This window comes from uncultured Winogradskyella sp. (assembly GCF_963975125.1).
GTDB lineage: Bacteria > Bacteroidota > Bacteroidia > Flavobacteriales > Flavobacteriaceae > Winogradskyella.
Genome location: NZ_CAXBGB010000013.1, coordinates 20,771 through 40,968, shown reverse-complemented (window position 1 = coordinate 40,968; position 20,198 = coordinate 20,771). Strand labels below are relative to the sequence as shown.

General features: G+C 33.3%; 20 protein-coding genes. 3 read left to right on the top strand and 17 right to left on the bottom strand.

Annotated elements, in window-relative coordinates:
• Positions 1-4: 4 nt before the first annotated feature.
• The 10 genes from AAC053_RS03535 to AAC053_RS03490 form a co-directional block, all read right to left on the bottom strand.
• Positions 5-937, bottom strand: a complete 933-nt coding sequence (locus tag AAC053_RS03535) for a DUF547 domain-containing protein (RefSeq protein WP_339752873.1) — start codon at positions 935-937, stop codon at positions 5-7.
• 11 nt (positions 938-948) lie between these two features.
• On the bottom strand, positions 949-1,851 hold the full coding sequence (locus AAC053_RS03530; protein ID WP_339752877.1) for a sterol desaturase family protein: 903 nt from the start codon (positions 1,849-1,851) through the stop codon (positions 949-951).
• Between the two features lie 12 nt (positions 1,852-1,863).
• Entirely contained in the window at positions 1,864-2,721 is an 858-nt protein-coding gene (locus AAC053_RS03525; RefSeq protein WP_339752876.1) for an inorganic phosphate transporter, read from the bottom strand.
• A 41-nt stretch (positions 2,722-2,762) separates the two neighbouring features.
• Positions 2,763-2,975, bottom strand: a complete 213-nt coding sequence (locus AAC053_RS03520) for a hypothetical protein (protein ID WP_339752871.1) — start codon at positions 2,973-2,975, stop codon at positions 2,763-2,765.
• Positions 2,976-3,157: 182 nt separating this feature from the next.
• Entirely contained in the window at positions 3,158-4,126 is a 969-nt protein-coding gene (arsM, locus tag AAC053_RS03515; protein WP_339752868.1) for an arsenosugar biosynthesis arsenite methyltransferase ArsM, read from the bottom strand.
• An 82-nt stretch (positions 4,127-4,208) separates the two neighbouring features.
• Complete coding sequence (locus tag AAC053_RS03510; protein WP_339752865.1) at positions 4,209-5,021, bottom strand: purine-nucleoside phosphorylase; 813 nt, start codon at positions 5,019-5,021, stop codon at positions 4,209-4,211.
• Positions 5,014-5,643, bottom strand: a complete 630-nt coding sequence (locus tag AAC053_RS03505) for a TIGR04282 family arsenosugar biosynthesis glycosyltransferase (protein ID WP_339752863.1) — start codon at positions 5,641-5,643, stop codon at positions 5,014-5,016. Before AAC053_RS03505 ends, AAC053_RS03510 begins: the two co-directional genes overlap by 8 nt.
• Complete coding sequence (locus AAC053_RS03500) at positions 5,636-6,130, bottom strand: rhodanese-like domain-containing protein (protein WP_339752861.1); 495 nt, start codon at positions 6,128-6,130, stop codon at positions 5,636-5,638. The genes AAC053_RS03505 and AAC053_RS03500 overlap by 8 nt, the downstream gene beginning before the upstream one ends.
• Before the next feature lie 31 nt (positions 6,131-6,161).
• Positions 6,162-7,217 carry an arsenosugar biosynthesis radical SAM (seleno)protein ArsS gene (gene arsS, locus AAC053_RS03495; protein ID WP_339752859.1) on the bottom strand — a complete coding sequence of 352 codons (1,056 nt, stop codon included), beginning with the start codon at positions 7,215-7,217 and terminating at the stop codon, positions 6,162-6,164.
• A gap of 56 nt (positions 7,218-7,273) precedes the next feature.
• The gene (locus AAC053_RS03490) at positions 7,274-7,609 is read right to left on the bottom strand and encodes an arsenosugar biosynthesis-associated peroxidase-like protein (protein ID WP_339752857.1); all 336 of its coding nucleotides are present in this window, start codon (positions 7,607-7,609) and stop codon (positions 7,274-7,276) included.
• 190 nt (positions 7,610-7,799) lie between these two features.
• Between AAC053_RS03490 and xdhC the strand changes: the two genes are divergently transcribed.
• From xdhC to AAC053_RS03475, 3 genes are read left to right on the top strand one after another with little or no spacing between them, the layout of a single operon-like run.
• Complete coding sequence (gene xdhC / locus AAC053_RS03485) at positions 7,800-8,579, top strand: xanthine dehydrogenase accessory protein XdhC (protein ID WP_339752856.1); 780 nt, start codon at positions 7,800-7,802, stop codon at positions 8,577-8,579.
• A gap of 35 nt (positions 8,580-8,614) precedes the next feature.
• Positions 8,615-9,622, top strand: coding sequence for a hypothetical protein (locus tag AAC053_RS03480; protein ID WP_339752854.1), 1,008 nt, complete (start codon positions 8,615-8,617; stop codon positions 9,620-9,622).
• Positions 9,619-10,107 carry a nucleoside-triphosphatase gene (locus AAC053_RS03475; RefSeq protein WP_339752852.1) on the top strand — a complete coding sequence of 163 codons (489 nt, stop codon included), beginning with the start codon at positions 9,619-9,621 and terminating at the stop codon, positions 10,105-10,107. The genes AAC053_RS03480 and AAC053_RS03475 overlap by 4 nt, the downstream gene beginning before the upstream one ends.
• A 4-nt stretch (positions 10,108-10,111) precedes the next feature.
• On the opposite strand, the gene AAC053_RS03470 is transcribed toward AAC053_RS03475, so the two are convergent.
• The 7 genes from AAC053_RS03470 to AAC053_RS03440 all read right to left on the bottom strand — a co-directional run bounded on the left by AAC053_RS03470 (position 10,112) and on the right by AAC053_RS03440 (position 20,195).
• Entirely contained in the window at positions 10,112-11,545 is a 1,434-nt protein-coding gene (locus AAC053_RS03470; RefSeq protein WP_339752850.1) for a hypothetical protein, read from the bottom strand.
• 18 nt (positions 11,546-11,563) lie between these two features.
• The gene (gene uraD, locus AAC053_RS03465; protein WP_339752848.1) at positions 11,564-12,433 is read right to left on the bottom strand and encodes a 2-oxo-4-hydroxy-4-carboxy-5-ureidoimidazoline decarboxylase; all 870 of its coding nucleotides are present in this window, start codon (positions 12,431-12,433) and stop codon (positions 11,564-11,566) included.
• A gap of 109 nt (positions 12,434-12,542) precedes the next feature.
• Positions 12,543-13,946, bottom strand: coding sequence for a urate hydroxylase PuuD (locus AAC053_RS03460; protein WP_339752846.1), 1,404 nt, complete (start codon positions 13,944-13,946; stop codon positions 12,543-12,545).
• A 5-nt stretch (positions 13,947-13,951) separates the two neighbouring features.
• Positions 13,952-14,950 carry an allantoicase gene (gene alc / locus AAC053_RS03455; protein WP_339752843.1) on the bottom strand — a complete coding sequence of 333 codons (999 nt, stop codon included), beginning with the start codon at positions 14,948-14,950 and terminating at the stop codon, positions 13,952-13,954.
• 93 nt (positions 14,951-15,043) lie between these two features.
• Positions 15,044-16,381, bottom strand: coding sequence for an allantoinase AllB (gene allB, locus AAC053_RS03450; RefSeq protein ID WP_339752840.1), 1,338 nt, complete (start codon positions 16,379-16,381; stop codon positions 15,044-15,046).
• Between the two features lie 84 nt (positions 16,382-16,465).
• Entirely contained in the window at positions 16,466-18,790 is a 2,325-nt protein-coding gene (locus tag AAC053_RS03445; RefSeq protein WP_339752838.1) for a molybdopterin cofactor-binding domain-containing protein, read from the bottom strand.
• Positions 18,783-20,195, bottom strand: a complete 1,413-nt coding sequence (locus AAC053_RS03440) for an FAD binding domain-containing protein (RefSeq protein ID WP_339752836.1) — start codon at positions 20,193-20,195, stop codon at positions 18,783-18,785. Before AAC053_RS03440 ends, AAC053_RS03445 begins: the two co-directional genes overlap by 8 nt.
• Between the last annotated feature and the right edge of the window lie 3 nt (positions 20,196-20,198).

The window sequence follows — 20,198 nt, the reverse complement described above, 5'->3', positions numbered from 1 at the left end:
AAAATTAATCATTCAAATCCCAATTATAATCTTTGAAATTTTTCTTTGCTTTGTCGGAAATTTCTACATCAGAATATTGATTTAGAAAATCAATCAAACTTCCATTTTGCTCAAAATCTCCTTTAAACCATTTAAAGATTTTAGAGAGTTTAATTCTATCTTTTGAAAGTTCGTTTTTGGACGTATCTGCCAAAAATTCTTTGGTAGCATTAGTCAGCTGTTCTTCTAAATTGGCTGCAGTAAATGCCTCATTTTGAAGTTTTGGACAAGATACTGAAGCACAAACAATTGCAAAATGAATACGTGGTTCATTCATTTTACGTAATATTTTATGCTCAATGTCATTAAGATTCTGCCATTTATCACCGAATTGCCATAATCGCTGATCCCAAGGGTCTTTTATATTTTTAATGCTTTTTGTTGGATGATTACGAATGATTAAATCTACAGTTAATGCATTGTAAGCGTTTATCCAATAGGCAAGTTTGTCGTTTTTTATCCACTTTTCAGTTGGTTGGTTTTCAGACAAATAATTGATGTACTCTTTCAATTCAGTTTTGTCTTTTTTAAACCCTAAATAATTGACATTACCTTTTTCTGAAACATTTTTTTGCAAGAGTTTTTGCCACTTATCATGACTTGCTACTTTGATAAAGTAAACACTATCGTTAAGCTTTTTGGTTTCTATATTTTTTAGAACCTCTATTGCTTCATCTTCATTCTCAACTTCTGCTATAGTATTTCCTTCGTTATCAACAACTTCAACCATTTGTTGGATTTCACCATCATCACTAGATGGTTCAGTTTCAACTACATCAGGTACTTCTGTTACAACAGCAATTTTTTTTACTGGTTCAGGCTGCGTTTCAGTTACATTTTTTGTTCCGTAACATGAAGAAACAAATAATATTAATATTAAAGTTGAAATATATTGCATGTTTTAATGTTCTATTCATCAGATTCCCGCTTTCGCGAGAATGCAGGATATAATTCCTGATTCACAAAATCTTTAGGAAATGTTTCATCACCTTCAAAACCTAACTCAATATCTCTGCCATTATAAGGCACAAAATTAGTTTTAAAGATGTAATCCCAAAGACTTAATGTTAGTCCGAAATTAACACCATACCTTACATGCTTTGGTAAATCTTTAGCGTGATGCCAAATATGCATTTTAGGATTATTAAATATGTATTTTAATAAACCATAATCCCAGCCTAAGTTAGCGTGATTTAAATGACCAATAGCAATGCAGAAGAAATAAACAATAGCTACATCTTGAGCATCAAAACCACCGATTATTGCAATAGGAATATATAATAAAGACTTATAGACTATAGGTTCCATCCAATGGTAACGTAAGTGCGCTGCAAAGCCCATTTCTTTTACTGAGTGGTGTACTTTATGAAAATTCCAGAGCCATTCTACACGATGTAAAAGACGATGTGTATTCCATTGTACAAAATCAGAAACTATAAAGAAGACTAAAAGACCTATCAATTTAGGTAATTTGTCTATATCGAAAATTTGAAAACTAGAAATAGTCAGCCCTATTTTAAACAGTATATCATTAAAAAATTCTGAAAAGGTATTTGATAAAACAATTAAAATAATGAGGTTTAGAATAAAAAAATTAAAGAACATATAGAATGCGTCTAACCAAAAATCTTTTCTAAATAAAGCTTGCTCTTTCCTCCAAGGGAATGCAACTTCTAGTATCCAAACTAAAATAGAGATAGCAATAAGTCCATAGAAAAAATTGTCCCAGTGATTAAGGTCTATCAGCTCGTATTTGAGATAGTTCCAATATCCCGAATATGAATTTTTTATTATGTCTATGTATTTTTCGATAAGATATAATTATTAAAGTGTTTCTAATAGTTTAAATAATAAACCACTAATAATTGCTGCAATTGGAAGCGTGAGCAACCAAGATAACAATATTTTACTTATCATTTTGTAATCAGCTTTTTTTGTAGCAGTTCCAATGCCAAAAATAGAACCTACAGAAACATGCGTGGTAGAAACTGGCAAACCATGAATACTTGCAGTGGTAACCAATAAACCAGTAATAATGTTTGCTGTAAAGCTTTGGCCAGCATTCATGGGTGTAATTTTTTTACTCATTGTAATGCCCACTTTTTTCGAATTCATTAAACCACCAATAGCCATAGTTATAGCTATAACAATCATGCTCCATTTTATGTCAATTACGTTAATGATTAATAATAATCCAACAATTTTTGGTGTGTCATTTAAGCCTCTTGCAAAACTCACAATTCCTGCACTTAAATAATGCAATACGTCTAACACTTTTTGAGAACTCAATCCTAAAATCTCACCTTCATAAGTTTCTACATTATTTTCTATAGTTGCCTCTAGTTTTGTTGTTGTTCTTAAAGTTGATGTGTTATCTATATTTAGTGTAGCTATTTCTACTTCTTGTTTTTTATGAATGTTTAGTTGTGTGTGTTTTGTGATACCCAATTGCTTTCTAAAGAATCTAAAAATTAAATACGCTACTAAACTTAAAATGGCAGCCATTAAAGGGCTAATTATAAGAGGTATTAAAAATGTGCTACCTAATTTCTCAAAGTTAAATTGTGAGCCAACAGCTACTACGCCAGCACCAAATAATGCTCCAACTAAACTGTGTGTTGTAGAAATGGGCATTCCAATTTTAGTGGCAAGAAAAACTGTTGAAGCTGCTCCTAAAGCTATTGATATAGCAAATATTGGTAGTGTGATAAGTTCGTCTGGTACTAATCCTTTCCTGAAAAATTCTTTACCAATTCATTGGCTAAAAATATTGCTGCAACAGAACCCGAAAGTGTAGTTATAGTTGCCCAGTTTATTGCTTTTTTATAATCAGTCGTTCCACTTCCAAAAAGCGTGGCAACACCTTTGAAATTATCATTTGCTCCATTGCTATAAGCTAAGAAACAAGCAGAAATAAAAAGAAGAATTAAAATCATAGAGATGTATATAATTAAGTTTGACGCATATGCCCTTAATTACTTACGAAGAATGTGAAATTTAGGTTCTAAAAAAGGCATCTAACTTGATAGATGCCTTAAAATTTTCGATATGCCTTTTATATTTTCAGACCTGCTAGGTTTTAAAAACCTGACAGGACTAAATAAATGGCGATTATCGCCTAGCAACAACCACCTCCATCATAATGAAATGTAGATTCTGAGAAATAAATATCATCTCTACCCAAATCTTGTAAAGCTCCTGCCGTTTTATCGCAAATAGCTAAAGGTTGATTCTTTAATAAGATATGACCAGCCTTATCATCAAAATAATCTTCATCTCCATAATAAATAGCTGCTTTACCAGTAAATATACAAGGGCCATCTGCTGGCATAGGATCTTTAATAGCTGCAACTTCGATAGATTCTATATAAATCAATTCATCAGTCGGATAGTTTTTAGTATCTAAAATTCTATACGGTTTTCTGGCTCTAATCTCAATAGTACCAAATCCAGCATCAGTTAAAGCCTTTACGTATTTAGCAATTGGTAAACTACCACTTAAGCACAATGCTCTAAGACGATCGTCATTGCGCAATTCGTCATTCATTGGTTGCTCACAAGTTGGATCACTCATTACCAATTTACCATGTGGTTTTAAAACACGATACATTTCTTCTATAGCTTTCTTTAAATCTTCAGCTTTAAAAATGTTGAATAAACAGTTTTGTGCGGCAACATCAACAGAATTATCTTCAACATTTAAGTTTAATGCATCGCCTTTTACAAGGTTTACAAATTCAGATTTAAACCAATCGTTTTGTTCTTCAGCTTCTTTAAAGTTTTTACGAGATGCTTCTAACATTTCATCAACCACATCAATACCAACAACTCCACCTTTTTGCCTGTTGAAATATGCGAATTGTAGTAATTCCATTCCTCCACCAACACCTACATAAAGCATTTTAGGGTTATTGGTTAAATCTCTTGCATGTACAGTAGAACCACAACCGTAGTTCATTTCTTGCATAATTTTTGGAATCTTTAAACCAGGCAATTCCCAAATAGGATTTGTAGTACAGCATAAACCAACATCTGGTGTTAATGCAGCTTCTTTATATAAATCGTTTGTAGCTTCTAAGTAACTCATAGTCTTTTTTTATGTCTTTGCGAGGAATGAAATGACGTGGCAATCTCATTAAAGAGATTCCTTCACTTCTTTCGGAATGACGTTATAACGTTTTTATTAATTCTTTAAATAATGTAATCATATTCGGTTCGGCTTTTCCTGCCATTGCAATAATTTCGCCTATATTAACTGGTTTTAAATTATTTGGGTCGCATTCATCTGTTAAAACAGAGACAGCAACAGCTTTTAGATTCAAATGATTGGCAACAATAATTTCTGGAACTGTACTCATACCAACAGCATCAGCACCAATTGTTTTAAGCATTCGGTATTCTGCTCTAGTTTCTAATTGAGGACCAACCACACTAGCATAAACACCTTTATGTAATTTTATATTATTGGCTTTAGCAATGTTTTCAAATTTTGCATTTATTTCAGCATTATAAGGAGCACTCATATCTGTAAAACGTTCACCAAGTTCTGAAACACCTTTAAAAGCTAAAGGAGAACCTCCTTGTAAATTGATGTGATCGTCAATAAGCATTAATTCTCCTTTTTTAAAGTCTAGATTAATAGCTCCAGAAGCATTTGAAACTAATAAGGTTTTTATACCTAATTTTTCCATGATACGAACAGGAAACGTAACATCTTGTAATGTATAACCTTCATAAACATGAAAGCGACCTTGCATTACCACTACTTTTTTACCTGCTAAAAGACCATAAATTAATTTGCCTTTATGAAACTCAACAGTTGCAGCAGGAAAGTTAGGTATATGATTATAACTCGCTTCTGCTAAAACTTCGATTTCATCAATAAGCTGCCCTAATCCGGTGCCTAATATGATGCCAATTTCAGGATTATTAAAGCCTTTGCTTTGTAGATATTCAGTGCTTTCTGTAATAATTTTAATCATTAAACTGTTGTATTTTTTCTTGTAATTTTAAATTTAATTTATAAAAGTTGGAAGCAATTAAATCTTCATAAGTGTCAATATCATTTAGAGGCTCTAAGGTACTAACCGTTATTTGAAGTCTTTGTAACTCTTGTAACGTTTGCTTTAGTAAATTTGGCTGACTCCAAGGTTTATTTTTAAAAATGGATTCTTCAATTTTTGATAAACCAATAAGATAGTAGCCTCCATCTTCCGCAGGTCCGAAGACAACATCATTTTCATTTAAGGCTTCGATACCTTTTGTTATGTAAGTCTCATTTAAGTCTGGCAAATCAGAGCCAATTAAGACTATTTTTTTATAGCCAACTTCAAATCCTTCCTTAAAAGCATTTAACATTCGTTCACCTAAATCAACGCCATTTTGAACTGTCTTAAAATCATTTTTCCATTTTGTATCAACTACAGCATTAGAAAAATAAATCCGTTTATCAATATCTAATTTCTCTGTCGCCTTTTCTGTTATTTTTACGAGTTCAGAATACACTTCAAAGGCACCAATATCTCCTATAGTTTTAGCCAGTCTTGTTTTTACAGTTCCTAATTTTATGTTTTTCACAAAAACAATTACTAGTGCATCAGTCATAAATCTTTATTCCTTTTAAAAGCCATTTACTCCATTCTTTTGAAAATGCATGCACATTTTCTGTTGGCTTATCTTCATTATCATAAACCGTAAAACCTTTGTTTTTCCATTCAAAAATGCCACCAAACAGATTATATACATTTGTGTACCCAGCTTTTTTAAGGCGTTCAGCAATATCTTCTGAGCGAATACCTAAAGAGCAATACACAACTATTTTAGATGATTTATTTGTAAATTTCTTAGTAACAGTTGAAATATCAAAATCATCATAACCAACATATATTGCATCTTGTAGATGGCTTACTTTATATTCAGAAATTTCTCTTGCATCTAAAAGAATAGCTTTAGTTTTTGGCATCGCTAATTCTTGTACTGAGATGTAAGGAATGCTTTCAGAATTGTGTTTTTTTAGTAATTCTGAAATGCTTTCTTGTGCGAACCCAGTGCTCGAAAGAAATATGAATATGTATAAAATTTTGTTTTTCATAGTAATGAGATTCCTGCCTTCGAAGGAATTTTTAAGCTACTGATCCTTGGCAACTACTTCCTGCTCCTGCAGTACAACCATAACAATGTTGTGAAATAACTATATCTCTACCTTCAAGCAGTTCTTCGTTATATTGAGAAATATGTTTCACTTTACTATTTACGGGTAATTCTAACATTTGATTAAAATCACAATCAAATAAATAGCCATCCCAACTAATAGAAAGTGTATTGTTACACATTACATTTTCTACAGCTGCAGGATTGTATGCTTCCACAAGAGAATACATGTAATCTTCGTAATTCTCAGAGGCAATTAAGTAATCTAAGAAACGCGCTATCGGTAAATTTGTAATGGCAAAAAGATTATGAAATTGAATATCAAAATCTTCAGATAATGCTTTTTTGAAATCCTTTTCCATAGACGTTTGGTCTCCGGGCAAAAATGCACCAGATGGATTATAGACTAAATCTAGTCGTAAATCACTATCTGGCATGCCATAACCAATTGCATTCAGTTCTTGTAATGCCTTAATTGATTTATCAAAAACACCTTCACCGCGTTGTTTGTCCGTTTTCCCTCTTGTCCAGTGCGGCATTGAGCTCACTACATGTACATTGTGTTTTTTAAAGAATTCTGGTAAATCGTAATATTTTTTATTAGCGCGAATAATAGTTAAATTAGATCTTACTATAAAATCTTTAATTCCTGCTTTTGCAGCTTCTTCTACAAACCATCTAAAATCCGGATTCATTTCTGGTGCTCCACCTGTTAAATCTAAAGTATGAGCTCCAGTATTTTTTATGACATCAAGGCACTGTCTCATGGTGACTCTAGTCATTATTTCTTTTCGATCTGGACCAGCATCTACATGGCAATGATTGCAAACTTGATTACACATGTAGCCTACGTTGATTTGTAAAATTTCAAGTTTTTTTGCCGTTAGCGGAAACTGACTCGTTTCAGAAATTTTGTTTTTAAAAGTTGGTAATTCACCACTTTGAAAAATACCATTGGACAGAATTTCTAGTTGTCTATTACTATTTGCTAAATCGCTATGTCTTTTTTTAAGGGACTTTGTTGCCATTAATTTGGGTTGTCTGTTTGTATTACTTGGGGATTAATTAATGGTTAGTATGGTTTCTAACTATCTAATTTATTAACCTTGTTCATCATTTGCACTCCATGTACTAATGTTGCACCACTTTTTATAGCAGCACCAACATGTATAGCCTCCATCATCTCTTCCTTTGTTACTCCACGTTGCAAGGTGTCTTTTGTATAGGCATCTATACAATAAGGACATTGTTCTGTATGAGATACGGCTAAGGCGATTAATGATTTTTCGCGTGCTGTTAAAGCTCCTTCTTCAAAAACTTTCCCATAATATTCAAAAAACTTGTTTCCAAGTTCTTCATTCCACTCTGTGATATTTCCGAATTTTCTTAGATCCGCTGGATCATAATAAGTCTTAGACATGTATTATTATTTATAAATTTTACGAAAAATCAATATAGTAATTTTTGTCGAAGTTAATTCTTAAAGATTACAGAAAAAAGGCAAAATTTTTCAATTCTGAAATAACATTTAAATTATCAAAGTCTAGATTTTAAAATTAAAGATATCTTCAAGTAAAAAACCTTATTTTTAAAGTTTCTTTTTATACAGCATGAAGAACTGGATTGAACGTTTATCAGAATTTAAGTCAAAGCGACAACCTGTTGCTCTGGTTACTGTTACCAAGTGTTTAGGTTCAGCGCCTTGTGTGGTTTCGTCGCGTATGATTGTAACAGAAGACAAATCTATATATGGAACAATTGGCGGAGGAAAACTAGAATTTAAAGCCATAGACGAAGCCATTACTGCTCTTAAAGAGAATAGAATAATTGAGTCGTCTTATACTTTAGGTCCAGAGTTTGAACAATGCTGTGGTGGAAAAGTGGAATTTATAATAGAACCTATGAATCTATCTCCAGAATTATTTTTATTTGGCGCAGGACATATTGGTACTGAAATCGCCAAATTATTAGTCGATACACCTTTTAAAGTGAAACTTATTGACTCTCGTGAGGGTTGGTTTTCTGAAATAGATGTTGATGAAAGTATTATTAAATGCCAGGTGAAGGTAACGGATTTTAAAACCTTTAGCGATGCAGTAACTTGGGGAAATAATTGTTATGTTTTGGTACTGACTCATAATCACGCTATAGACTTTGATATTATTGCAATGGCATTAGAAAACCAAACCAAATTCTTAGGTCTAATAGGCAGTAAAACGAAGAAAGTTCGATTTAATAATATGCTTATTAAAGAGATGAATATTGAAGAAGGTATGAGTAATGTCATTTGTCCAATAGGATTACCAATTGGTGGTGATACACCAAAGGAAATTGCTATTAGTGTTGTAGCACAATTACTTCAAGTGCATTATCAACCAGTAACAAAATAGATAGTGCCATTCAGAGCATAGCGAAGAATCTCTACATGAAAAATAACAAATCTATCATAGATAAATTAACTGCACTTTGGGCTCTGAATGAATCTGGTTTAGGTGGTTTCTTGCATGTATTTAGCACACCTTTTACTGGATTAATTGTTGGTGGAATTGCAATTTTACTAATTAGTCTAATTGCCTATTATGCCGAAAATAAGTGGCAAGCAATTTTAAAGGCACTCGTAATTGTCCTAATAATAAAAATGGCAGTAAGTCCTTATTCTCCTTTTGGTGCTTATGTCGCAGTTAGTTTTCAAGCACTTTTTGGTGCTCTGCTATTCTCTAAGTTTTCTTGGAAAGGTGTAACGTTAATGATTTTAGGAATCGTAACATTTTTAGAGTCAGCACTTCAGAAATTATTAATACTCACTATTGTTTATGGAACAGAATTATGGGAGGCCATTAATATCTATGGTGCTTGGGTTCAGAAAAAAATGAATTTTGTTTCAGAATCTTCCACGACTTCAATGCTAGTGACCTTTTATTTAGTGGTTTATGGAATTGCAGGTTTACTAGCAGGATTATTTATTAGAAGTGTCATTAAAATAATTTCAGAGCGAAAGGAAACTGTTTTTTATCTCGAATCTGTTGAAGTGTTATTAACTAATGAAAAACCTAAAGTCTCATTCAAAACCAAAGTAATTTGGGTTTGGTTAATTACAGTCGCCATTATTGTATTGGCATTTTCACTTTTTGGTGGAAACCTATTTGGTTGGCAAAAAGCCATTTATATATTATTACGTAGCTTTTTAATTTTGATGCTTTGGTATTTAGTTTTAGGACCGTTTTTATTGAAATTAGTTCGTAAATATTTGAGTAAAAAGGAATCGCAGTACAAAGAGGATATCACTAATGCGATGGATTTGTTTCCTTATTTTAGACAGATATTGTCACATACATGGAAAGAAACATCACACCTAAAAGGCTATACACGTTTTAAATATTTTATGGCAAATAGTATTTCTAATTGTATTCATTTTAAAGTGTCTTCAGAATGATTTATATACTTACGGGTGATATACGAACAGGAAAGACAACAGCGCTTTTAGACTGGTGTAAAAATCGAAATGATGTCGATGGTGTGTTATGTCCTGATGATGAGAAAGGAAAGCGCTATTTCTTAAACATTAAATCGAAAGATACGTATCCTCTTGCAGCGAATTCTGATACTAAAGACCACAATATAATCTCAATTGGGCCATTTCAATTTTTAAAATCATCGTTTCAGAACGCAAATGATTATTTGCTTAAGAGTAATGACCAAAGAGATTATTTATACTTAGTTGTTGATGAGCTTGGTAAGCTTGAACTTAAAAACATCGGTTTACACGATTCAGCTAAAAGCATAATTGCTCAGCATAAAAACAGGAAATCTCATCATCTAATTTTAGTCGTTCGTGAATCTCTATTGAATGACATTATTGAGCATTATCAGATTTATATATATGAAGTCATTAATAAAGAAGATTTAGAAAGCCTATAAAAATTTACTTCAATTTAGCACGTCTATCCTTTAATATTTTAGCAAAAGACCGTGTTCTAATTTCATCTAAAGTTAATCCAGTAGCTAAGACTTCGTCAATAGTAATGGCTCCACTATTTAATGCTTTTAAGAAATAATTTAATAGACCTTGTCCAGTTGCTGCATCATCAAAGGTATCACCAATTAAAGTGGCTTGAGCAGCTTTTTCTACAAAGGTTTTTAAACGCAACACTGCGTCATCATAGCTTTCTAAAAAGAAGGCGTAAACTGCAGTGTAGCGCATTGGTAATTGCGCAGGATTTAAATCCCAACCTTGGTATAAACCTTTATATAATGAATGACGAATATGCTCATAACCTTTTAACCATGCACGATGAACAACTTTTTTATTTTCTTTCTCTTGCGCTTTTGTTAAATCACCACGATGTGGTCCAATTGGCATCGTATTAGTTGCTCCATCAGAAAGCCAAATACCTGTGTGTGCTAATGCAACTTTAGTTGTGTAATGTGCAAAATCACAAACATCGTGATCCATTTCTTGATACGATGCTGTAATGTTATTAGAAGCTGTATAATCGTAAGTTCCAAAATGAGTTGCAATACAACGCCCTTTACTTGCTGCTATAAATCTGAACAATGGATTTGTTCCATTATGATCCATAATAGATTGTGTAGTCTCTACCATCATCTCCATTTTGAGTGTTCCAGATTCTAAATTGAATTTTTCTTCTATCACTTCAAAAAAGGATACCAAAGCTACAATTTGTTCTGGAATGGTCACTTTAGGTAACATCACTATAAAATTATCTGGTAGTTTTCCGTTAGATTCAGTTAGTAATGTTGTTAAGAACAAATCGAGTGTTCTTTGTCCACGATGTTTTAATTCTTCAGTAAAAGGTTTAATGCGAATTCCAATGAATGGAGAAAGCGTTTGGTCTTTAATTCCAATAGCAACTTGTTTTGCTGCAAAAACTGCAGTATCATCTTCTTCTTTATCTGAACGATTACCGAAACCATCTTCAAAATCAATTCTAAAATCTTCAACACCTTCAGTTTCTAATTTTGCAATTACTTTTTGATAGATATTATATGAAAAGCCTGCAGGATGATTTTTTAAGTCTTCTTTAGATAAACCTTCTAATTCTTTTATAAGCTTTAGTTGCTTTTTAGTTTTTGATGGTAACTTTTTACTTCCTTTTAATTTAAACGCTTTACCAAATTCAATAAAATTTGGAGCATAATGCAACAATGATTTTAAAGCAATATTCCCTAAAACATCTGTAGTATTAGACTTGAAAAGGTTGGCTCCACCATAAACTGTATGAATAGGTTGTCTGTCTTCTCTGTCTCCTCTGTATATTTTATTGAACGTTTGATTTGCCGTTTTTAAATCGTCAAAAATATTCGCTTTTTTATCTTCTGAAATACTTAAATTCATGCTTAAATATATTTAATTCTAACTACCTCTATAAGTTGAGTATCCAAATGGATTAATTAATAATGGAATATGATAATGGCTACCATCAGTGACTTCAAATTGAATTGAAGCTTCAGGATAAAAACCTTTTTGGTTATTGTTCTTGTAATAGTTTGCGGTGTCAAAAGTCATACTGTAAACTCCAGGACTTAAAAATCGACCAGGAGGTAATACATCTGAAATTCTACCATCAGTATTGGTAATACCAACACTCATTGGTTTCCATTGATTTTTACGTAAGCCTTTTAAGGTGATGAGCATATGTTTTGCTGGTGATCCTATTGATGTATCAAGAGCATGTGTTGTTAAATGACTACTTAAATCTGCGTTTGCAGACAAACCTTCTATAAGTTTCACCAAACGAATCACAGTGATTTTATGTTGCTCATTCATGGCTACATAAATTTCATCATCTCGTTGGTTCTTCAATCTAGAATTTATAATAGCTAACATTTCATCAGCAGATTTTCCGCTGGCACTTACAATAAATATATAGCCAAATCTATCTTCATAAAACTTGTTAGCTTCAGCTAAAGCTTCAATCGTTTCCACATTTGCTTCAGCCATTTTAGACTGCTCATTTTCTGCCCACTCTGCTGTATGCGAAAACTTTTCTTTTAAGCTATCTACATTTCCTATTTTTGGATGACCAGTGAAAGCTTCTTCAAAATCTTCAATGGTACAATCGTTATACCAAATAGAAGCTGCTTTTTTTATCAGTTCATTTTCAGAAGAAAATGGTCTGCTCTCAATTATGCTATTCACCCAAGTTTTAGAAACACAGCATTGTTCTAAAAGCATAAATAATTTTTGCTCTGAAAGTGAATTAAGTTGACTTAATGTAATCATAATCGTTATTATTGGTTGAACACAGATGACACTGATTTAGCAGTTACTCATTGATTTTTATATTTTAATCTGTGCGAATCTTAATAAATCTGCGTTATCTGCGTTTCATTTATTTTGGCGCACCTTGATTAATCCAGCAATTAATCATGTCACGTTCTTCTTGTGTCATTTGGGTTTGGTTGTTGTTAAATGGCATATTCTTACTCACAACTACCCGTTGAAAAATCTTATCTCGTAAATTATAAATCTGATCCGCTGTGTCATATTTCACTCCATTTGGTGCTACTTTCCAGATAGCATCTGTAGGATTTGATGAATGACAAGCCGTACATCTTTTATTTACAATAGTTTGAACTTCTGTAAAGGAAACAATTTCTTGGCAATTTTCATATTTTGGAGGTGTAGGAGCGGTCATAAATGCCATTCCAAATAGAATAATTACAGAAATAGGCATTACCCAAACGGATAGCTCTCCTTTCTCTCTAATATTCAAATAATGTTTTACACCAGCTGTTCCTAAAGTAATTCCAATTAGTACTAGCCATTGGTAGCTATTTCCAAAGGTACTAGGAAAGTGATTACTAATCATCACAAACAACACTGGAAGCGTAAAATAATTATTAGTGTACGATCTTAAAAATGCAGCTTTGCCATCTGCAGGATTAGGTGGTAACCCTTTTTTTGCGGCAGCGACCATTCGTTTTTGACCTGGAATTATAATAAAAAACACATTGGCTGCCATTAATGTTCCCAGAAAAGCACCAAAGTGAATATATGCAGCTCTGCCACTAAATACTTGTGAATAGAACCAAGCAAAAAGAAAAACTAAAGCCGTAATGGCTAAAGTAAATACGACTTTATTATTGCTTAATAGTTTACATATCTGATCGTATAAAACCCAACCAATAATTAAGGAACTTATACTAATTGTTATAGCAGTTGATGGCAGAATATCTAAAACTTCTGGATCGATTAAATAAGAACTGGCATTAAAATAATAAACTATGGCAAGCAAACAAAAACCAGATAACCAAGTAAAGTAAGCTTCATATTTAAACCAATGTAAATGCTTCGGGATTTTTTTAGGAGCGAGTTTATATTTTTCAACATAATAAAAACCACCACCATGAACTGCCCATAAATTCCCAGCTAACTCATCTCTTACACCTTCAGTTCTATTTAAGGCATTTTCTAAAAACACAAAGTAGAATGAAGCTCCAATCCAAGCAATACCAAAAGTAATATGGATAAGTCTAACCGTAAGATTTAACCATTCAAAAAAGTGGCTTTCGTAAATAGTTCCTTTAAGAAAAAGATACAAGATACCGATACCACAAACCGAAGCAATTACTATTAAACCATAAAACCAGTTTTGAGAAGTTTGAAGTGTATCAGCCTTTTCATAATTTTCTTGAGCCTTAAGTGCTTTAATAGAATGATGTAATTGATAGGTAGCAGCAACTATTACAGAAAAAATAACAAGCCAAGCTAAAAGTAAAATTACTTCAATCATTCAATTTATTTAATAGTTCCTAGGATACGTAATCTACTGATACCACCATCTGGATATATTTTTAACTTTACATGAGTCACTGGGTGTTCAGTTGGTAAAATTTCTTTTTCGAAATGATGCTCTTTATCAGCCTCAAGTTTTTGTTGCGGAAGTAGTGGTTTCCATTCATGTTTACCACTTAAAACATCCTCATCATTATCACAACTACAAACATCAATTGCACAAGAATCTGGATAGTTACCTTTAAAATGTTTTGTATCTACAATAATTTTATGAACCATTCCAGGATGTCCTAATCTCAGAATTACAAAATCTTCATTGTTTGGTGTTCTATTACGTTTAGTTTCCCAGCCGTCTCCCATGTTTTTTCCCTTTGTCGGTGAGATGAGATTGTCCATAACACTAAAAAACATATCATTGCAATGCAATGCTTTTCCGCAGTTGTTTACCAATGCTAAATCAACTATTTCATCCGAATCAACTTTAGACCAATCTTTATAAACTTCACCATAAACTCTAAAACGAGCAACTCCACCATCTGGATAAATATGAAGGCGAACATGCGTGAAAATTTCATCAGAATTGATTTCAAAAAAATGCTGGCTTCCTGGATCTAATGGTGATTTTGGTAAGACTTCTTCCCACTCTAGTTCGTCTGCTTTGCTCCAATATACATGAGAATCTCCTAAATTAATAGCTTCAACAGAAGCATGAGGAGGATGATTACCTAAAAAATGATTGGTATCAATATCGAAGCCTTTAATTTTTCCTTCGGCACCTAATTTTAAAATTGCCCAATCATGTCCAGAAGTACGCTTGCGTCTAGATTCCCAGCCGTCCATCCATTTACCAAATTCGGTGTATTTGTCTGGAATAAAAATGCCTCGTCCTTCTTTAATTAGATTTTCTTTTTCAGCAAAAAAGTCATCAGTACAGTATAAAACTTGACCTCCAATTTTCTCTGATGCTAAATCTGTATATTGTTTTAATTTATCTTCTATCATTTATTTTTCAATATATCTATTTTTCAACACTGATGACGCTGATATTTTATTCATTTATCAGTGAAAATCTGCTAAATCTGCGTTATCTGTGTTCTAATTTTTTATCAATAGTTGTCCTTGTTGAAGCGTCTTTAGTTTTGAATTTTCAACGACTTGAACACCATTAACAAATGTATGAATTACTTTTCCAAAAACGGATTCGTTTAAATAAGGCGTTGCTTTATGTTTATGTTGAATAGAATCTTCTGAAATAGTAAATTCTTCCGAATCATCCCAAATAGTGATATCTGCATCATATCCAACTTTTAAATCACCTTTTATATTATCGATTCCTAAGAACTCTGCTGGCTTTTTTGTTAGCAGTGGAATTAGTTTTTCAGTTTGTAAGCCTCTTTTTTTGCCTTCTGAAAATAATATAGGAAGCGTGAATTGCAAACCTGAAATTCCTCCCCAAGCTTTAAAAAAATCACCACTTTCTAATTGCTTAAGCTCTGGTGGAGCAGGTGAGTGGTCTGACGCTAAAAAATTAAAACCATCGTCTAATAAAAACTCCCAAAGCTCATTATTGTTTGCTTTTTCTCTAATTGGTGGTGCACATTTAAAAATTGGAGACGCATCTGGAATGTTCTCAGCATTAAAGTATAAATATTGCGGACAGGTTTCAACTGTGAGTTTATTGGTTTCTTGTTTGCGCTTTTTGATGCGTTCAATTCCTTTTGAAGCAGAAAGGTGAACGATATGTACTTTTATATCAAATTGTTTTTGAATATCTAAAGCTAAATCAATAGCATTTGTTTCCCAATGTTGAGGTCGTGACTCTAAATAGGCTTGATAATTTTTTGGGTTCGTTACTTCCGGAACATTATCATCAGTTAGCTCACAATGCAATAATAGCGGAATATTATATTGTTTTAAAGTTGGAGCAATAGCTTCTAAATCTGCTTTTGAAACATTAAGGAATTCATCGATTCCTGAATGGGTTAAAAAGCCTTTAATTCCGAAAACACCAGCATTTAATAAGTCTTCAATATCGTTTTTATTTGCAGGAATAATGCCTCCATAAAACCCACAATTCACATGAAGTTTGCCCTTCGAAGCGTCTTGTTTTAGCTTAAAAGCGCTGACGTCAGTTGTAACAGGACTCGCATTTAAAGGCATTTCAATTAATGTGGTGACTCCACCAATTGCCGCTGCTTTTGTAGCAGTATCAAAACCTTCCCAAGTCTCTCGACCAGGTTCGTTTATATGAACATGTGCATCAATAATGCCTGGCATGACGATGAGGTTGTTATAATCTAAAAACGGGATGTTTTCAATTTTATGAATCCCTTTATAAATCTGAAGTATTTTTTCGTTTTTTATATGTAGCGTTGCCTCAATAAATTGTGAGTCGATAAAACAACGAGAGCTATAGATTAGGAATTCTTTCATTTTATACTATTGGAACGCAGATAAACATGATGAAATATGATTTTTTTATCTGCGAAGATCATATATATCTGTGTCATCAGCGTTCTATTTTTTATACAAACCCATTAATACTTTCTCAGGAGTCATTGGTGCATGAAATTTTAAATCATAGTTTGGGTTAAATGCTTTTATCGCATTCTGAATCGCAAAATAAGCACCAATACCATACATTAAAGGTGGTTCTCCAACGGCTTTAGATTTTAAAATGGCCATATCGTTTCCTTCGGTTTCAACAGGTATAACTTCTACTTCTTTTGGAACCGAAAATATATCAGGAATCTTATACGTTGATAAGGCATTTGATAGTAAGCGACCTTCATCATTGTAAGCAATTTCCTCCATCGTCATCCAACCAATACCTTGTGCTAATGCTCCTTCAACTTGTCCTAAATCAATACCTTCACTCATACTTTTTCCGTAGTCATGAACAATTTTGACGGAATCAAATTCGTAGATACCACGAGTACAATCAACAGTAACAGTTGTGATTGCTGTTCCGTAAACATGATAGGCAAAAGGATGTCCTTTTTCTAAGGTTTTATCAAAGTGAATTTCTGGTGTGGCGTAATGTGCGTTTTCAGTTAAAGCTACACGTTTTAGCATTGCTTTACTAATGAGTTCTGTCCAAGATAATTCTGATTTTTTACCATTGACATAAACACATTCATCTTTTAAAGTGATGTTGTTTTCTGAAGTGTTTAAGTCTTCTGACGCTACAGTTTTTAAGCGTTCTAAAAGTGAATTACAAGCCATTAAAGTTGCTTTTCCATTTAAGTCAGCTGTAGAACTTGCGGCAGAAGGAGAGGTGTTGGCGACTCTAGTTGTATTGGTAGTTTCAATCTTAATTTTTTCAATTGGAATCGAAAATACTTGCGCTGCAATTTGCATCATCTTCGTATTGACACCTTGTCCCATTTCTACTGCAGCGGTACTAATTCCAATACTGCCGTCAAGATAAATATGAACTAACGCTCTCGCATGATTCATTGGTGTGTTGGTAAACGAAATTCCAAACGTAATTGGCATAAAAGCCAATCCTTTTTTGAAACTTGAATTATTCTTATTGAAATCTTCAACCTCTTTTTCTAGTGCTTCAATATTAAATATCGATTTAGCCGAATCCCAAGTGTTTTTTGCTTCTACTTTTTTAGCAATCTGCCCATAAGAAAAGGTGTCGTCTTCGTCTAACAAGTTCACTTCTTGAATTTCTCTTGAGGACACACCAATTTCTGAAGCTGCTTTAGCAATAGCCGATTCTATAACAAACATACCTTGTGGCCCACCAAAACCTCTAAAGGCTGTGTTTGGTGGTAAGTTGGTTTTACAACTAATCACTGTCGTTGTTACATTCGGAACAAAATAACTATTCGTAGCATGAAACAAAGTACGCTCAGCAATAGCAGGAGATAAATCAGCTGCTGCTCCAGAATTTTGAAGGAATTCAGCCTCGTAAGCTAGTATTTTTAAATCTTTTGAAAGTCCAATTTTATAGCTGCTTTCATAAGGATGACGTTTGCCAGTCATTCGTAAATCGTCATGACGATTCAGTATTAATTTTACGGACTGATTTAAATGATAAGTCGCTAAAGCAGCCATGACTGCCCAAGGTGTCGCTTGGTCTTCTTTACCACCAAATCCGCCACCTAAACGTGTGACATCGACTTCAATTTTATGCATAGCAACTCCAAGAACATTTGCCACTGTTTTTTGAACAGCTGTTGGTCCTTGAGTTGATGAGGTGATTTTTATATTGCCATTTTCTAAAGGTTCTGCATAAGCACCTTGTGCTTCAATGTATAAGTGTTCTTGTCCGTTTGAAAAGGTTTCACCTTCAAAAACGTATTCACAATCCTTAAATGCTTTTTCTGCATCTCCGAGACTAAATGATCTTGGTGCATTGATAAAACTACCTTTTGCTTTGGCTTGTTTTGCAGTTGTGATGACTGGTAATTCTTCAATATCTATTTCTATTAATCCTCTAGCTTTTCTAGCGATGAATTCAGACTCAGCAACAATTAATGCAATTGGCATTCCCCAAAAATGAACGTCGTGTTCTGCGAATAAAGGTTCATCTTTAATAATGCCTCCAATTTCATTTTCACCAGGAACATCTTTATAGGTAAAAATGCGTTCAACACCTTCTAAGGCTTCTGCTTTAGAATAGTCGATATGTTTTATTTTCCCATGGGCTTTTGGAGAATCAAAAACCACAGCATGAAATGTGCCTTGTCTCACATTAACATCATCTACATACAACGATTCACCGCGAACATGTGTGTAAGAATCTAAGTTTTTAATGCTCTGCTTTAAAGCAATAGAAACAGCATCTAATTTCGAATTAAGAGAAGTATTTGAGTTGTTTTTATGCATGCTGAACAAAATCGTTTAAGGCGAATACTTCAGGAAATAATTCTGTGAAATGTGCAAAGAATAATTGTCGTCCTAATAAGTGTTTATAGTCGCTTGTGCCACGAACGTCACTAATTGGTGAGATTTCGTTTTGAAGTATATCACTTGCATTTAGTATGGTTTCGGAAGTCAATGATTTTCCTATTAAGAATGCTGATGTTTCGTGTAAATATTTCGGAATGGCGGCTACACCACCAATAGACACATGTGCTTCTGTAATTGTATTGTTTTCTACTGAAATATGAATAGCAGAGTTTACAGTTGCAATATCTAAATGGGTTCGTTTACAAACTTTTTCAAAGTTGAAATACGATTGCTTAGTTGGGAGTTTAAAATGAATTTCTTTTAAGAGTTCACTTTCTTTTAAATCGAAAGTTTTATAGCCTTGATAGAAGTCTTTTAGTGCTAAGGTTCGCTCTTGGTTATCCTCAATAAGAATCGTGACTTCGCTGTTAAGGGCTAAAAAGAGAATAGTCATATCACCAATTGGAGAGGCGTTTACCAAATTACCTCCAATGGAAGCCATATTTCTAATTTGTTCTGAAGACACCAATTTTAAATGCTTTTTTAAGTTGGGTAGAATAGAATTTAATTCAACATGATTCCATAAATCGGAAACTGTTGAGTTAGTTCCAATTGTACAAACATCGTTTTTAATAGAAATGCCTTTTAGGTAATCTTTTTCAGCAATAAGATGCACATCGTTGTCTGCTAAATGATCTGCTTGTTGCACATATAAATCAGTTCCACCAGACACATATTTTCCTTTAGGTTGATTAAGATCTTTGAATTCTATGTCTCTTAAACGTTGTGGAATATCCGAGAAGTACTCAGGGATAAAACCGTTTGCGATTAGCCAATCAAACCTGTTTTCTTGTTTGTAATTTTCTAGTTTTTCAACAACTTGATGTGCTGCCTTTTCAATAGCCTTATACCCAGTGCAACGACAAATATTCCCACTTATGGCATCTAATGCATTACTATAATTCTTTTCAGAATTTGATAAGGCAAAACCAGTCAGTGAAACCACAAAACCAGGAGTGCAGAATCCACATTGCGTGGCATAATTAGCTTTCATCGCTTCTTGAGCTGTTGTTAGCTTATTTTGAAGATTGGTGCCTTCAACAGTTACAATATGTTTACCATGTGCATTTCCTAAAGGAGAAATACAAGAGGTGATACTTTGGTATGCGATAGTATCATTTTTCAATTCTCCAACTAAAACGGTACATGCAGCACAATCTCCTTCGCGACAACCAATCTTGGTTCCTGTGAGACGTTGTTCGTAGCGTACAAAATCTAATAAGGTCGTCCCAGAATGTTCTGACGTTGTTATGGTTTTGTTATTTAGGATGAAGGTGATCATTTA

What these genes read in the sequence shown, in the direction of transcription:
- arsM (WP_339752868.1), bottom strand. Translation starts at nt 4,126, where the DNA reads ATGAGTTACTTAGAAGCTACAAACGATTTATATAAAGAAGCTGCATTA.
- AAC053_RS03460 (WP_339752846.1), bottom strand. Translation starts at nt 13,946, where the DNA reads ATGATTGAAGTAATTTTACTTTTAGCTTGGCTTGTTATTTTTTCTGTA.
- uraD (WP_339752848.1), bottom strand. Translation starts at nt 12,433, where the DNA reads ATGATTACATTAAGTCAACTTAATTCACTTTCAGAGCAAAAATTATTT.
- AAC053_RS03490 (WP_339752857.1), bottom strand. Translation starts at nt 7,609, where the DNA reads ATGTCTAAGACTTATTATGATCCAGCGGATCTAAGAAAATTCGGAAAT.
- AAC053_RS03505 (WP_339752863.1), bottom strand. Translation starts at nt 5,643, where the DNA reads ATGACTGATGCACTAGTAATTGTTTTTGTGAAAAACATAAAATTAGGA.
- AAC053_RS03500 (WP_339752861.1), bottom strand. Translation starts at nt 6,130, where the DNA reads ATGAAAAACAAAATTTTATACATATTCATATTTCTTTCGAGCACTGGG.
- AAC053_RS03480 (WP_339752854.1), top strand. Translation starts at nt 8,615, where the DNA reads ATGAAAAATAACAAATCTATCATAGATAAATTAACTGCACTTTGGGCT.
- xdhC (WP_339752856.1), top strand. Translation starts at nt 7,800, where the DNA reads ATGAAGAACTGGATTGAACGTTTATCAGAATTTAAGTCAAAGCGACAA.
- AAC053_RS03445 (WP_339752838.1), bottom strand. Translation starts at nt 18,790, where the DNA reads ATGCATAAAAACAACTCAAATACTTCTCTTAATTCGAAATTAGATGCT.
- AAC053_RS03440 (WP_339752836.1), bottom strand. Translation starts at nt 20,195, where the DNA reads ATGATCACCTTCATCCTAAATAACAAAACCATAACAACGTCAGAACAT.
- alc (WP_339752843.1), bottom strand. Translation starts at nt 14,950, where the DNA reads ATGATAGAAGATAAATTAAAACAATATACAGATTTAGCATCAGAGAAA.
- AAC053_RS03520 (WP_339752871.1), bottom strand. Translation starts at nt 2,975, where the DNA reads ATGATTTTAATTCTTCTTTTTATTTCTGCTTGTTTCTTAGCTTATAGC.
- AAC053_RS03475 (WP_339752852.1), top strand. Translation starts at nt 9,619, where the DNA reads ATGATTTATATACTTACGGGTGATATACGAACAGGAAAGACAACAGCG.
- AAC053_RS03470 (WP_339752850.1), bottom strand. Translation starts at nt 11,545, where the DNA reads ATGAATTTAAGTATTTCAGAAGATAAAAAAGCGAATATTTTTGACGAT.
- arsS (WP_339752859.1), bottom strand. Translation starts at nt 7,217, where the DNA reads ATGGCAACAAAGTCCCTTAAAAAAAGACATAGCGATTTAGCAAATAGT.
- allB (WP_339752840.1), bottom strand. Translation starts at nt 16,381, where the DNA reads ATGAAAGAATTCCTAATCTATAGCTCTCGTTGTTTTATCGACTCACAA.
- AAC053_RS03510 (WP_339752865.1), bottom strand. Translation starts at nt 5,021, where the DNA reads ATGATTAAAATTATTACAGAAAGCACTGAATATCTACAAAGCAAAGGC.
- AAC053_RS03535 (WP_339752873.1), bottom strand. Translation starts at nt 937, where the DNA reads ATGCAATATATTTCAACTTTAATATTAATATTATTTGTTTCTTCATGT.